Annotated in this window: 12 protein-coding genes; 11 read left to right on the top strand and 1 reads right to left on the bottom strand. The window is 74.3% G+C overall.

What is annotated here, in order from left to right; all coding sequences use genetic code 11:
* Positions 1-15 precede the first annotated feature (15 nt).
* Genes BDZ31_RS08805 through BDZ31_RS08770 form a run of 8 tightly spaced genes read left to right on the top strand, consistent with a single transcriptional unit; the run spans position 16 to position 9,862 of the window.
* Complete coding sequence (locus tag BDZ31_RS08805) at positions 16-1,689, top strand: FAD-dependent monooxygenase (protein WP_183341197.1); 1,674 nt, start codon at positions 16-18, stop codon at positions 1,687-1,689.
* Positions 1,686-3,326 carry a sugar ABC transporter ATP-binding protein gene (locus BDZ31_RS08800; protein ID WP_183341195.1) on the top strand — a complete coding sequence of 547 codons (1,641 nt, stop codon included), beginning with the start codon at positions 1,686-1,688 and terminating at the stop codon, positions 3,324-3,326. Before BDZ31_RS08805 ends, BDZ31_RS08800 begins: the two co-directional genes overlap by 4 nt.
* Entirely contained in the window at positions 3,323-4,366 is a 1,044-nt protein-coding gene (locus tag BDZ31_RS08795) for an ABC transporter permease (protein WP_183341193.1), read from the top strand. Before BDZ31_RS08800 ends, BDZ31_RS08795 begins: the two co-directional genes overlap by 4 nt.
* Entirely contained in the window at positions 4,363-5,460 is a 1,098-nt protein-coding gene (locus tag BDZ31_RS08790; RefSeq protein ID WP_183341191.1) for an ABC transporter substrate-binding protein, read from the top strand. Before BDZ31_RS08795 ends, BDZ31_RS08790 begins: the two co-directional genes overlap by 4 nt.
* Positions 5,461-5,494: 34 nt before the next feature.
* Positions 5,495-6,607, top strand: a complete 1,113-nt coding sequence (locus BDZ31_RS08785) for a sugar ABC transporter substrate-binding protein (protein ID WP_183341189.1) — start codon at positions 5,495-5,497, stop codon at positions 6,605-6,607.
* Complete coding sequence (locus tag BDZ31_RS08780) at positions 6,604-7,644, top strand: aldo/keto reductase (RefSeq protein ID WP_183341187.1); 1,041 nt, start codon at positions 6,604-6,606, stop codon at positions 7,642-7,644. Before BDZ31_RS08785 ends, BDZ31_RS08780 begins: the two co-directional genes overlap by 4 nt.
* On the top strand, positions 7,641-8,834 hold the full coding sequence (locus tag BDZ31_RS08775) for an acyl-CoA dehydrogenase family protein (protein WP_183341185.1): 1,194 nt from the start codon (positions 7,641-7,643) through the stop codon (positions 8,832-8,834). Before BDZ31_RS08780 ends, BDZ31_RS08775 begins: the two co-directional genes overlap by 4 nt.
* 23 nt (positions 8,835-8,857) lie before the next feature.
* Positions 8,858-9,862, top strand: a complete 1,005-nt coding sequence (locus BDZ31_RS08770) for a hypothetical protein (RefSeq protein WP_183341183.1) — start codon at positions 8,858-8,860, stop codon at positions 9,860-9,862.
* A gap of 27 nt (positions 9,863-9,889) precedes the next feature.
* On the opposite strand, the gene BDZ31_RS08765 is transcribed toward BDZ31_RS08770, so the two are convergent.
* Positions 9,890-10,564 carry a GntR family transcriptional regulator gene (locus BDZ31_RS08765; RefSeq protein WP_221242952.1) on the bottom strand — a complete coding sequence of 225 codons (675 nt, stop codon included), beginning with the start codon at positions 10,562-10,564 and terminating at the stop codon, positions 9,890-9,892.
* 225 nt (positions 10,565-10,789) lie between these two features.
* Between BDZ31_RS08765 and BDZ31_RS08760 the strand changes: the two genes are divergently transcribed.
* From BDZ31_RS08760 to BDZ31_RS08750, 3 genes are read left to right on the top strand one after another with little or no spacing between them, the layout of a single operon-like run.
* A complete protein-coding gene (locus BDZ31_RS08760) occupies positions 10,790-11,809 on the top strand; it encodes an ABC transporter substrate-binding protein (RefSeq protein WP_183341179.1) in 1,020 nt (339 codons plus the stop codon).
* Positions 11,802-12,683 carry an ABC transporter permease gene (locus tag BDZ31_RS08755; RefSeq protein ID WP_183341177.1) on the top strand — a complete coding sequence of 294 codons (882 nt, stop codon included), beginning with the start codon at positions 11,802-11,804 and terminating at the stop codon, positions 12,681-12,683. Before BDZ31_RS08760 ends, BDZ31_RS08755 begins: the two co-directional genes overlap by 8 nt.
* A complete protein-coding gene (locus tag BDZ31_RS08750) occupies positions 12,683-13,456 on the top strand; it encodes an ABC transporter ATP-binding protein (RefSeq protein WP_183341175.1) in 774 nt (257 codons plus the stop codon). Before BDZ31_RS08755 ends, BDZ31_RS08750 begins: the two co-directional genes overlap by 1 nt.
* Positions 13,457-13,474 lie beyond the last annotated feature (18 nt).

Raw genomic sequence — 13,474 nt, 5'->3', positions numbered from 1 at the left:
GTACTCACCGTGACCATGAATGAACTCACTGCGCCGCCGGCGCGGGTCGACGTGCTGGTCGCAGGCGGCGGACCGGTCGGCTCCGCGCTCGCGCTCGAGCTCGCCCGCCGCGGCGTGCGCCCGCTGATCGTCGAGCGCCGCCGCGCGATCCAGACCGCGAACGTGCGCGCCCGCAACATCTCGATCCGCACGCTGGAGCTGTGCCGGCGGTGGGGCGTCGCCGGCGCCTTCCGCTCCGCGCAGACGCTGCCGCAGTCGTGGCATCGCGGCACCGTCGTCGCGACGCGCGTCGCCGGGGCGGAGCTGTGCCCGCCGCTCGGCGCCGGCCGCCCGACCTGGAGCCCGGCCGCGCCGTGGTGGGAGCTCGCCTCCGAGCCGCCGCAGGACCTCCCGCAGTACCACGTCAACCGCATCCTGCGCGAGCGGGCGCTCGAGCTCGGCGCGCGGATCGCGCTCGGGTGGGAGGTCGCGGAGGTCAGCCAGGACGCCGACTCCGCGACCGTCGAGGTCGTCGGGCCCGACGGCGAGCGGCGGTCGGTCGAGGCCGCATGGGTCGTCGGCGCCGACGGCGGACGCAGCGCCGTGCGGCGCAGCGCCGGCATAGAGATGGTCGCCGACGAGCCGCTCGGCCGCTACCACAACTTCGTCTTCCGTCTGCCGGGCGGCTTCGCGGCGCTCGGCGTCGAGCCGGCCGTCCTCTTCATGGTCTTCAACGCCGACGTCCACGGCCTGATCTCGCCGTTCGAGCCGGAGCTGTGGCGCGTCGGGATCGGCCCGACGCCGGTCGAGGTCACGCTCGAAGCGGCGCAGCTGCTCGACGCCGCCCGCCGCTACCTCGGCGTCGGCCCGGAGATCGTGCTGGAGGCGGTCTCGGTCTCGACCCACCTCGTCCAGAAGCGGGTCGCCGAGACGCTGCGCAAGGGACGCATCCTGCTCGTCGGCGACGCCGTCCAGGCCTTCCCGCCGCACCTCGGCCAGAACCTCAACTCCGGCATCGCCGCCGCCGCGACGCTCGGCTGGGCGCTCGCCGCCGTCGTGCAGGGGTGGGGCGGCGACACGCTGCTCGACGCCTACGCCCACGAGCGCGCCGCCGTCGCCCACCGGCTCGCCGACGCGACGATGGCCAGCGCGGCCGGCATGGCCGAGCTGCGCGCGCGGCTGGAGGCGCTGACGGCGCTGGAGCAGGACGGGCCGGAGGGCGAGGCGCAGCGCGCCGAGCTTGGCGCCGAGCTGGCGGCGATCCTCTCCGCCGGCAGCGACGGCATCGTCTTCGACCACCGCTTCCCCGACTCGCCGATCGTCGTCGCGCAGGAGGACGGCCCGCCGGCGCCGCCGTTCGACCCCGAGCGGGTGACGCCGTCGTCGGCGCCCGGCCACCGCGCGCCGCACCTGTGGCTGGCCGACGGCACGCCGCTGTCGGATCGCTTCGGCGACTGGTTCACGCTGCTCGACCTCGGCGCCGATCCCGCCGACGTCGCGGCGGTCGCGACCGCCGCGGAGGCGGCCGGCCTGCCGCTGGAGGTCGTCGCGCTCGACGAGCCGGCGGCGCGCGCCGCCTACGAGCTGCCGCTCGTGCTCGTGCGACCCGACCACGTGGTCGCCTGGCGCGGGACCGGGGCGCCGAGCGACCCGCTCGCGCTGATCGACGCGATCCGCGGCCGCCGCGTGCGCGCGGAGGCGGCGGCATGAGCGCGACGGAGGCGAGCGCCCGCTCGGCGTCCGGCGCGGCGGCGACGGGCGCGGCCACCGGCGCGGCGGCGACGGCGCGCGGGGCGGAGGCGCCGCACGGCGCGCCCCAGCTGCTGCTCGACGACGTCCGCAAGCGCTTCGGGGGCGTCCACGCGCTGCGCGGGGCGCGGCTGGCGCTGACCCGGCCGGGCGTCGTCCACGGGCTGATCGGCGCCAACGGCTCGGGCAAGTCGACGCTGCTCGGCGTCCTCTCCGGTCAGCAGCGCCCCGACGCCGGCAGGATCGTGCTCGACGGCGCCGAGATCGCGCTGACCAGCCCGCTGGCGGCGCTGCGCCATGGGATCGCGATGGTCTCGCAGGAGACGGCGCTCGCGCCCGACCTGTCGATCGCGGAGAACGTCTTCCTCGGCGGCCGGCTCGTCCGCCGCCGCGTGCGCGGGATCGACTGGCGCGCCTCCAACGCGCGCGCCGCCGAGCTGCTCGCGAGCCTCGGCCTCGACGAGGATCCCGCGACGCCGGTCGGCAGGCTGCGGCCCGACCGCCAGCAGATGGTCGAGATCGCCCGCGCGCTGTCGCAGGAAGCGCGGATCCTGATCCTCGACGAGCCGACCAGCTCGCTCGGCGACGACGAGGTGCAGGCGCTGTTCGCCGCCGTGCGGCGGCTGCGGGCGCGCGGCGTCTCGACGATCTTCGTCTCCCACCGTCTGCCCGAGCTGCTCGCGCTCGCCGACGAGCTGACGGTGCTGCGCGACGGCGAGACGGTCGCCGCCGGCCCGATCGCCGACTTCGACGCCGACCGCATCGTCGAGGCGATGGTCGGCCCGGCCGTCGCGGAGCGAGCGCGCGCCCGCAGCGGCGCCGCGACGCGGCCCGCAGCCGCCACCGCCGGATCCACCACCACCACCACTGCCTCAGTCCCCGCGCTGCGCCTGCGCGGCGTCGGCGCGCCCGGCCTGCTGCGCGAGGTCGACCTCGACGTCGCGGCCGGCGAGGTCGTCGGCCTCGCCGGCGTCGTCGGGGCCGGGCGCAGCGAGCTGCTGGAGGCGATCTTCGGCGCGCTGCCCGCGAGCGGGACGGTCGAGCTGCACGGCAGCGCGCTCCGGGCGCGCGACCCGCGCGCGGCGATCGCCGCCGGGGTCGGCTACCTGCCGCCCGACCGCAAGCACCAGGGCCTCGTCCTTCAGCGCTCGGTCGCCGACAACCTCGCGATGGTCGCCACGCGCGACGCCGGCCGCCTGCGCGCGCCCGGCGGCGCGGCCGAGCGCGCGCTCGTCGGGGAGGCGATCGCGACGCTGCGGATCGTCGCCGCCTCGCCGGCAGCGCCGGTCAGCACGCTCAGCGGCGGCAACCAGCAGAAGGTCGCGCTCGGCAGGTGGATCGCCGCCCGCTCGCGCGTGCTGCTGCTCGACGAGCCGACGCGCGGCGTCGACGTCGCCGCGAAGGCCGAGATCCACCGGCTGCTGCGCGCGGCCGCCGCCGACGGCGCCGCTCTGCTCGTCAGCTCCTCCGAGACCGAGGAGCTGCTCGCCCTGTGCGACCGCATCGTCGTGCTGGCGCGCGGCGAGGTCGTCGCGTCGCTGACCGCAGAGGAGGCCTCCGAGGAGGCCGTCGCCCGCTTCGCAGGAGGACACGCATGACTGCCGCACTGCCCCGCCGCGCCTGGGCCGCCACCCACCGCTTCCGCCCGGTGCTGTTGATCCTGGCGGCGCTGTTCCTGCTGTTCGGCGTCACGCAGGAGGGCTTCCTCGACGCGACCAACCTGCGCAACCTGCTGACGGGCGTCTCGATCCTGTGGGTGCTGGCGCTCGGGATGACGTTCGTGCTGATCAGCGCCGGCGTCGACCTGTCGGCCGCGGCGATCGTCGCGCTCGCCGGCGTCTTCCTCGCGAGAGCGCTCGGCGCGGGCGCCCCGCCCGGCGTCGCGATCGTCTTGACGGTCCTCTTCGGCGGGCTCGTCGGGGCCGGGGTCAACGGCCTCCTGATCGGCCGCCTCGGGCTCTCGTTCTTCGTCGTGACGCTCGGCTCGATGACGGCGCTGACCGGCATCGTCAGCCTCTGGTCGCAGACGGAGACGCAGTTCGTCACCGCGAGGCTGCTGCGCGAGATCGGGATGGGCTCGATCCTCGGGATCGCGACCCCGATCTGGATCATGGCCGCGACGCTGCTCGTCGCGCTGTGGATCCAGCACCGCACCTACCTCGGCCGCGACATCTACGCCGTCGGCGGCAGCCGCGTCGCCGCGCGGCTCGCCGGCATCCGCACCGTCCGCACGACCGTGGTCGTCTACGGCATCTCGGGCCTCTGCGCCGGGATCGCCGCGCTGATCGCCGTCGGTCGCATCGGCGCCGCCAGCCCGCAGGTCGACAACGCGATCGCGCTGCAGGCCGCCGCCGCGGTGCTGCTCGGCGGCACGAGCCTGATGGGCGGCGCCGGCGGCGTCGGCGGGACCGTCTTCGGCGTCCTCTTCATCGGCGTGCTGCAGAACGGCCTCTCGATCGCGGGCGTCCAGTCGTTCTGGCAGCAGGTCGTGACCGGCGTGATCCTCGTCCTCGCCGTCCTCGGCGACCGCATCTCCGCGGCCGGCGGCGTCCGCCCGCTGATCGCCGCCGCGCGCGCCCGCCTCGCCGCCACCGCCGACCGCCCGTCGGACACCGCCAACGAAGGGAGCAGCGCATGACCGCCACCACCGCCGGCCTCGACCTCGACCGCACGATCCCGTCGGCCGACGACGAGCTCTGGTACACGCGCTGCCCGATCCCGACCGCCTTCGAGCTGGCGCTCGCGACCGGGGCCTTTGAGCGCGAGTTCGACGGCAGCGGGCTGTCGTGGCTGCCGATCGCCTCCTCGCCCGATCCGGCGACTCACCAGTCGCACTTCACTCACCGCAAGGCCAACTCGTTCCGCCACGGCGGCAACGTGCCCGCGATCGTCGCCCGCGCCCGCGGCGCCGACACGGTCGTCATCGGCGTCTCGTGGACGCGCGTCCCGTACCCCGTGCTGGCCCTGCCGGCGTCAGGGATCGAGCGGGCGGCCGACCTGAGGGGACGCCGGCTGCTCGTGCCACGCCGCGACGGCGCCGCCGTCGACTTCTGGCGCGCCTCGACGCTGCGCGTCTACGCCGAGGCGCTGAGATCGGCGGACCTGAGCTTCGACGACGTCGAGCTGGTCGAGGTCGACGAGCCCGACCACGTGCTGCCGAACAGCGACCACGCCGACGTGCGCGGCCGGCTGCGCTGGGCGCTGCACGACAAGTGGTACTTCCAGCGCGCCGTGCTCGGGCCGCTCGTGCGCGGGGAGGTCGACGCGGTCACGTCGCAGAGCACCCACGCGCTCGAGCTGCAGGGGCTGGCCGGCGCGCGGATCGTCTTCGACCAGGCCGAGCAGCCCGACCGGATCGCGCGCGTCAACAACGGCGTCCCCGACACGCTGACCGTCAGCGGCGCCCTCGCGCGCGAGCGGCCCGAGCTGGTCGCGCGCGTGATCGCGCGGCTGCTGGAGGCGGCGGCGTGGTCGCGCGAGCACCGCGACGAGTCGGCGCGGCTGCTGTCGCACCGCCTGCAGCTGCCGACCGCGCTGCTGGAGGCGAGCTACGGCGACACGCTCACCGACGCGCTCGACGTCGCGCTTCCCGACGACACCGCGGCCGTGCTGCAGAGCCAGCACGACCACCTGCTCGCGCACGGCTTCATCGCGCAGCCGTTCGACGTCGACGCGTGGATCGACCCGCGCCCGCTCGAGCTGGCCCGCGAGCTGGCGGCCGGGCGCGGCTGACCATCACCACACGAGAACCAGGAGAACCACCCCGATGCACCGCATCGCACCCGATTGGGCGAAGCGCGCGTTCGCGCTGCTGATCGCCGCCGTCGCGGCCGTCGCGCTCGCCGCGTGCGGCTCGTCCGACGACGACGCCGCCGCGACCGCCGCCGCGCCGGCGACGCCCGCCGCCGGCGGCGGCGACGGCGCCGCGCGGGTCGCCGACGTCGTCTACGACGGCCCGGAGGCCGACCTCCCGACGAGCTTCCCGGAGCCCGAGATCAGAGCGGGCTTCAGGTTCACGATCGGCTTCCCGAATCCGTCGACCGCGGTCCCGTCGCTGGTCGCCCAGGAGGAGGCCGTGAGAGACGAGGTCGCGCGCCTCGGCGGCAGGGTGATCGCGACCGACGCGCAGTTCAGCGTTCAGAAGCAGGTCTCCGACGTCGAGCAGCTGCTGGCGCAGAGAGTCGACGCGATCGTCCTCTCGGCGCTCGACCCCAACTCGCTCACGCCGCTGCTCGACAAGGCCAGAGCGCAGGGCACGCTCGTCTTCGTCAACGACGTCCCATACAGAGCCGACCTGCCGTTCCAGGAGGGCTTCGCCGGCGAGATCTTCTCCGGCACCGACAAGTCGGCCTACGACCGCGCGAAGCTGCTCGCCGAGACGCAGCCCGGCGCCACGTACGCGCTGATCGGCCTCGGGATCCCGGCGCCGATGCTCGACTACAAGGTCAGACAGGTCAGATACTGGGGCGACAGGTTCGGCCTGCGGTACGTCGATCGCGTCGACGCGAGAGTCGACACGCCCGAGGCCGGCGCCGAGGCCGGGACCGCGCTGTTCGCCAAGCACCGCGACCTCGACGCCGTCTTCACCGCGACCGACAGCCTCTCGGTCGGCGTCTCGACCGCCGCCCGCACCTCCGGCCAGGACGCGGTGAAGATCATCGGCAACGGCGGCTACCGGCCGGCGCTGGAGGGCGTCAAGCGCGGCGACCTGTTCGCGACCTACTGGAGCAGCCCGCACGAGCTGCACAGACAGCTCGTCTGGGCCGCGTACAACGCGCTCACCGGACAGCACGCAGACCAGCCCAGACAGGTCGTCCTGTCCGGCGGCAGGGTGATCACGAGAGCGAACGCCGACTCGATCGAGGACCCGGTCGGATGAGCCTCTCCGACCACCGCATCCGTGGGCGCAGCGGTCTGCGCGTCACGCCGCTGACGCTCGGGACGATGATGCTCGGCGCGGCCGGCAACCCCGACCACGACGACGCGATCCGGATCGTCCACCAGGCGCTCGACGCCGGCGTCAACGTCGTCGACACCGCCGACGTCTACTCGAGAGGCGAGTCGGAGACGATCGTCGGCAAGGCGCTCGCGGGCGGACGCCGCGAGCGGGTGATCCTCGCGACCAAGGCCTACCGGCCGATGAGCGAGGACCCCAACCACCAGGGCGGCAGCCGCCGCTGGATCGTGCAGGCGGTCGAGGCGTCGCTGCGCCGGCTGCGAACCGACTGGATCGACCTCTTCCAGATCCACCGGCTCGACCGGCACACCGACCTCGACGAGACGCTCGGCGCGCTGAGCGATCTCGTCGCGGCCGGCAAGATCCGCTCGATCGGCTCCTCGACCTTTCCGGCCGAGTGGCTGGTCGAGGCGCAGTGGGTCGCCGAGCGGCGCGGGCGCGAACGGCTCGTCTCCGAGCAGCCGCCGTACTCGCTGCTGGCCCGCGAGGTCGAGAAGGACGTGCTGCCGACCGCGCGGCGCCACGGGATCGGGATCCTGCCGTACAGCCCGCTCGGCGGCGGCTGGCTGACCGGCAGGGGCAGAGCGATCGCCGAGAGCCGGCGCGGAGCCCGCTTCCCGCACCTCTACGACCTGTCGCTGCCGGTCAACCAGCGCAAGTACGCGGCGGTCGAGCGGCTGCAGGCGCTCGCCGACGAGGCCGGGATCAGCCTGATCCACCTCGCGCTCGCGTTCGTGATCCGCCACCCGGCGGTCACCTCCGCGATCATCGGCCCGCGCACCTCCGCGCAGCTGGAGAGCCAGCTCGGCGCCGCCGACGTCGCGCTGAGCGACGACGTGCTCGACCGGATCGACGAAATCGTCCCGCCCGGGACGACGATCAACCCGGCCGACCGCGGCTACGACAACCCGGCGCTGTCGCCCGCGGCGCGCCGCCGACCCGCAGGAGGGGAGCGATGAGCATCGCCGAGGTCACGGAGGCGGCGACCACCACCGACTGGGTCAGCGTCGCCCGCCGCAGCGTCGCCGGGTTCGCGGCGACGGTCGCCGAACGCGAGCGCGCCGGCGAGCCGCCGCACGCCGAGCTGCAGGCGGTCCGGGCGGCGGGGTTGACCAACCTGCTGATCCCGCGCGAGCACGGGGGAGAGGGGGCGACCCACGTCGAGGCCGCGGCGGTCGTCAGCGAGCTGTCGGCGCTGGACCCGAACGTCGGCGGCCTGCTCGCCTACCACTTCACGAACTTCATCCCCGACCTGCTCGACTACGACGGCGGCAACGCGGAGCTGCAGCGCGCCTCGGCCGCCGGGCGGTGGCTGTGGGGCAACGTGACGCAGCCGTTCGTGCCGTTCAGAGCGACGCCGACGCCCGAGGGCGGCTACGTGCTCAACGGCGTCAAGCCGCTCAACACCGGCGCGCTGACCGGCGACCTCTCGACGGTGCTCGCGCCGCGCACCGACGAGCGCTCCTACGTCTACGTCGCGGTGCCGAGAGACCGGGAGGGCCAGACCTTCCACGACGACTGGGACCACCTCGGCCTGCGCCGCACGGCGACGGTGACGATCGAGTTCAGAGACGTCGTCGTGAAGCCGGAGGAGGTCTACGCCGACAGCCACCCCGGACCGCGCGACTCGTTCCCGCCGTTCTACGAGGCGCCGGGCGGGCTGTTCTTCGCCTCGATCCTGGTCGGGGCGGCGCAGGGGGCGCTGCGGACGGCGCTCGGGCTGGTGCGCGGCGGCGGCGAGCCGCCGCCGGCGACCGCGGCCGAGCTGGATCCGGAGGCGCTGTCGCTGCTCGGCCGCCTGTCGGCGCGCGTCCAGGCGGCGGTCGCGCTGCGCGACGAGGTCGCCGCCGAGATCGCCGACGGCTTCGCGCGGCGGCGCGAGCTGGAGGTCGAGGAGATCGTCGCGCTCAAGCAGCGCTCCGAGACGCTGCGGCTGTTCGCGGCCGGCGTCGGCCTGGAGGTCGGCACCGAGGTGCTCGAGCTGCCGGGCGTCGCCGCCGGCCGCCACGCGACCGGCATCGACCGCTACTGGCGCGACGTGCGGATCCACTCGCTCCACCTCAACCCGCCGATCTACCACCACCGCATCGTCGGCGACGTGCTGCTCAACGGCTCACGCGAGCTTGGGCCGCGCTTCTACGGCGACTGACGCCAGCAAGGAGGACTGTTGCGATGACGACGATCGACGACCACCGCGCCGCGACCGCGGCGACGCTCGCGGCGCTGCGCGCCGAGGGGGCGCCGGCGCTGCTGGCGCCGAGCTCGCTCGGCGGCGAGGGCGCGTCCGTCGCGGAGGCGGCCGAGCTGGTGCGGGCGACCGCCGAGCGCGACGGCTCGGCCGCCTTCGCGCTCGGGTCCCATTTTGCGGTGATGGCGACGCTGCTCGCGCTCGGGGCGCCCGGCGCCGCGGCGGCCGCGCTGCGCGCGGCCGCCGCGCGCGGAGCGCTGCTCGGCGACGGCCGCGAGCTGCCGCCGGCCGCCGAGCGAGTGGGGCTGCGCGGCGTGCCGGACGCGGTCGCGCCGCCGGGCGGGACGCCGGCCGGGGCGACGGCCGCCGTCCCGGCGGCCGGGCGGGAGCGGGCGCCTGCGGGCGAGGCGGCGCTTCCGGTGCTGCTGGAGGCGCTGCAGGCGCTGTTCGACGGCGCCGTCGCCGCGGGGCTCGCGCTCGGCAGCGTCGAGGCGTCGGCGGAGCTGACGCGCAGACGGCCGCGGCCGCGCCCGCTCCCTGGCGTGAGCGCGGCGACCGGCGACCCGTTCAGTCAGACGCTGCTCGGAGCCGGGCTCTCCGAGGCGTGGGGCGCCGCGGCGCTCGTGCGCGCGGCGGCGGCCGAGCTCGGCGAGCTGCTCGGCGGCGGGGAGGGCGACGCGGCCAGCCCCGGCGCGGCCGCGACCGTCGGGGGCCGGGCGGCGGAGGACGCGGGCGCCTTCGCGCGCGCCTCCCGTCTGCGCCCGAGCGCGGTCGCGGCCGCGCGCGACCGCGCGCTCGCGGCGCTGGAGGTCGCGCTGACGACCGCCCAGGCGCAGGGCGACCGCGTCTGGCAGGTCGTCGGCACGAGCGGCACCGCCAACGCGCTCGGCTTCGACGCGGCGTGGCGCGACGCCCGCGCGCTGGCCGATCTGCATCCGCGCGCGGCCCGGCGCCGGCGGCTCGGCGCAGGCGCGCTCGCGGCGGCCTGAGCGACGGCGGGGCCGGGGAGCCCCGCCTCAGTCGAGGATCCGGCCCGGGTCGCCGCCGAGGCGCTCGATCACGGAGGCGACTGACGAGGTGATGTGCTCGGCGATGACGGCGACGGCGACCTGCTCGTCGCCGCCTTCGAGCGCGTCGACGACGGGGTCGTGCTCGTGGACGATCTCGTCGAGGTCGACGTAGTTGCGGTCGTCCATCCCCATCGCCATGTGGATCGGGCCCTGGAGGTTGCGGAAGACGGCGCTGACGTAGCCGTTGCCGCAGAGGTCGCAGAGCGTCTGGTGGAAGCGGACCTCGGCGTCGACGACGGCCTCGGTGTCGCCTCTGCCGGCCGCCGCCTCCATCTCGTCGACGAGCGCGCGCAGCGGGGTGGTCGACGCGCCGGCGCGGATGAAGAGGCGCGCCGCGGTCGTCTCGATCGCGACGCGCAGGTTGTAGATGTCGGCGATGTCGTCGGCGTCGAACTCGCGCACGAAGACGCCGTAGCGCGGGCGCTCGACGACGAGGTGCTCGTCGGCGAGCCGCTTGAACGCCTCCCGGATCGGCGCGCGGCTCATGCCGAGCTGGTCGGCGAGGTGGGTCTCCTTCAGCTGCGTGCCCGGCGGCACCTCGCCGGCGAGGATCGACCTGCTGATGCTGGCGTGGGCCATGTCCGCGAGCGACGGGCGATCGACGCGGTCGAACGCGAGCACGTCGGCTCCCTTTCTGGGCCTGCGCGGAGGTGCCATCGCGGAATACCCTAACGCACGCCCGCCACGAAAGTCGACAGTCGACCGAATGGCGCATGCCCTGCGGGGGCTTGCGTCGCGCGTCATCGGGGTCAGAGCGAAAGTGGACTAGTCGACTGTCGACAATCCTGTTAGCGTGTGCGCCCAGAGGAGACCGCCCCCCTAATCCCCGAGAAAGAGGACGGTTCAATGAGAAGGTGTTTCCGTGGGTTCGCGGCGCTTGCGCTCGCCCTCGCTTCGGCCGCTGCCCTGACGGCATGCGGCAGCAGCGGCGAGTCGTCGGGCGGCGCGTCCACCGCATCGGGCGACAAGCCGGTGCTGCGGCTCGGCATCTCGAGCTACACGGGCTACGGCCCGTACTTCATCGGCAAGGAGAAGGGCTTCTTCGAGGAGGCCGGCGTCGACCTGCGGCCGACGGTCGTCGGCGACGACGCGCTGCAGCGCGGCGTCGCGGTCCGCGCCGGGAAGCTCGAGGGCTTCGCCACGACGCTCGACACGGTCATCAACACGATCGCCAAGGGCGTCCCGGTCGTGAACGTGATGGTGACCGACGCCTCCGACGGGGCGGACGGCGTCGTCGGCGGCGACGGCATGAGCACGGTCGCCGATCTGAGAGGCAGAGAGGTCGCGGTCCAGGAGGGCACGACGACGCAGTTCCTGCTCGCGTACGCGCTGCAGAGAAACGGGATGAGCCTCGACGACATCACCGCGCGCAACCTCGATCCCTCCGCCGCCGGCTCGGCGTTCGTCGCCGGCAGAGTCCCGGCCGCCGCGACCTGGCAGCCGTGGCTCGACCAGGCGGCCGAAAGCGGCGGCACGGTGCTCGCCTCGACGAAGGACTACCCCGACGTGATCGTCGACACGATCGCGCTCGGCAGGGAGTGGGCCGAGGACAACCCCGACGCCGTCCGCGCCGCGATCGCCGGCTGGGACAGATCGATCGAGTTCCTGCGCTCCAACCCCAAGGAGGCGATCGAGATCATGTCGCGCGGCCTCGACACGAGAGCGAGCGACATCGAGGACCAGCTCGAGTCGATCAAGTTCTACACCTCCGCGGAGGCGCGCAGACTGATGGGCACGGCCGACGCGCCCGGCCCGCTGTACGCCGTCGCCGACGAGGCCGGCCGCTTCTGGAGCGAGATAGGCGACGTCTCGACGGCCGTGAAGGCGACCGACGCGCTCGACCCCCAGTACCTCGGCAATGGTTGAGACGCACGCCCGCGACGCGGCCGATCGCACGGCCGCGACGGCGCCCGGCCCGCAGCTTCCGCTGCGGGCCCGGCGCTCCCGCCTCAGCACCGCGATGCGGCCGAAGGAGCCGATCTCGCGCCCGCTCGCGCTCGCGCTCACGAGCGGCTGCTTCCTGCTCGTGCTCGCGCTCTGGAGCATCGTCTCCTACGGCGAGCTGGTCGACGACCTCTTCCTGCCGACGCCGAGCGCGACCGCCGACCGGCTCTACCAGCTGTTCGCGAACGAGGGCTTCGCCGGCGACGTCTGGTCGAGCACGCGGCGGATCCTGATCGCCTTCGCGCTGTCGGCGGTCGTCGCCGTCCCGCTCGGCATCGCGATCGGCTCCTTCCGCGCGGTGCAGGCGTTCATCGAGCCGCTGGTCGCCGCGGTCCGCTTCATGCCCGCGACCGCGTTCATCCCGCTGTTCATCATCTGGTTCGGCATCGACGAGACCGAGAAGGTCGCCGTCATCTGCATGGGCGTCTTCTTCCCGCTGACGCTGCTCGTCGCCGACGTGTCGGCGAACGTCCAGAAGAACCTGCTGTCGATCGCCTACACGCTCGGCGCCTCCAACCGCCAGGTCTTCACGCGCGTGCTGCTGCCGGCCTGCTGGCCGGGCGTGATCGACAACCTGCGGATCGCGATGGGGTGGGCGTGGACCTACCTGATCGTCGCCGAGCTCGTCTCCGCCGAGACGGGGATCGGCCACTCGATCCTCAACGCCGGCCGCTACATGGACAGCGAGACGGTGATCGCCGGGATCCTCACGATCGGGGCGCTCGGCCTCGTCAGCGACGCGCTGTTCCGCCTGCTCCACCGCCGCCTGTTCCCCTACGCGAAAGGCCGTCGCTGATGGGCGCCATCCAGATCGACCGCGTCACGAAGGTCTACAACGCCGACCGCCGCGACGTGCTCGCCCTCGACGACGTCTCGCTGACGATCCCCGACGGGGAGTTCGGCTGCATCGTCGGCGGATCGGGCTGCGGCAAGTCGACGCTGCTGAACGTCATCGCGGGCCTGGAGCCGCCGACCGAGGGCGCCGCGCTCGTCGGCGGGCGGCCGGTGACCGGCCCCGGCCCCGACCGCGGCATGGTCTTCCAGAGCTACACGCTCTACCCGTGGCTGCGCGTGCGCGAGAACGTCGAGTTCGGCCCGTCGCTGGCCGGCACGCCGGCGAAGGAGCGCCACGGGCAGTCGGACGAGCTGCTGGCGCAGATGGGGCTGTCGGAGTTCGCCGACGCCTATCCGTCAGAGCTGTCGGGCGGCATGCAGCAGCGGGTCGCGATCGTGCGCGCGATCGCCAACGACCCCGACGTGCTGCTGATGGACGAGCCGTTCGGCGCGCTCGACGCGCTGACCCGCAGCGGCGCCCAGCGCTTCCTCACCAACCTGTGGGAGCAGCGGAGGCGGACGATCGCCTTCGTCACCCACGACATCGACGAGGCGGTCTTCCTCGCCGATCGCGTCTACGTCATGTCACCCCGGCCGGGGCGCCTGCGCAAGGAGGTCGTGATCGACCTGCCGCGCTCGCGCGACCCCGAGGTCCTCACGACGCCCGAGTTCGCCGACTACAAGCGCGAGATCCTCGAGCTGATCCACGAGACCGCCGCGGAGACGCGGGCCTGAACATCCCCCCGAATCAGG

It is taken from the genome of Conexibacter arvalis (assembly GCF_014199525.1).
Classification (GTDB): Bacteria; Actinomycetota; Thermoleophilia; order Solirubrobacterales; family Solirubrobacteraceae; genus Conexibacter; species Conexibacter arvalis.
The sequence above is the reverse complement of the archived record's forward strand: the minus strand, read 5'-3'. Positions and strand labels throughout refer to the sequence as shown.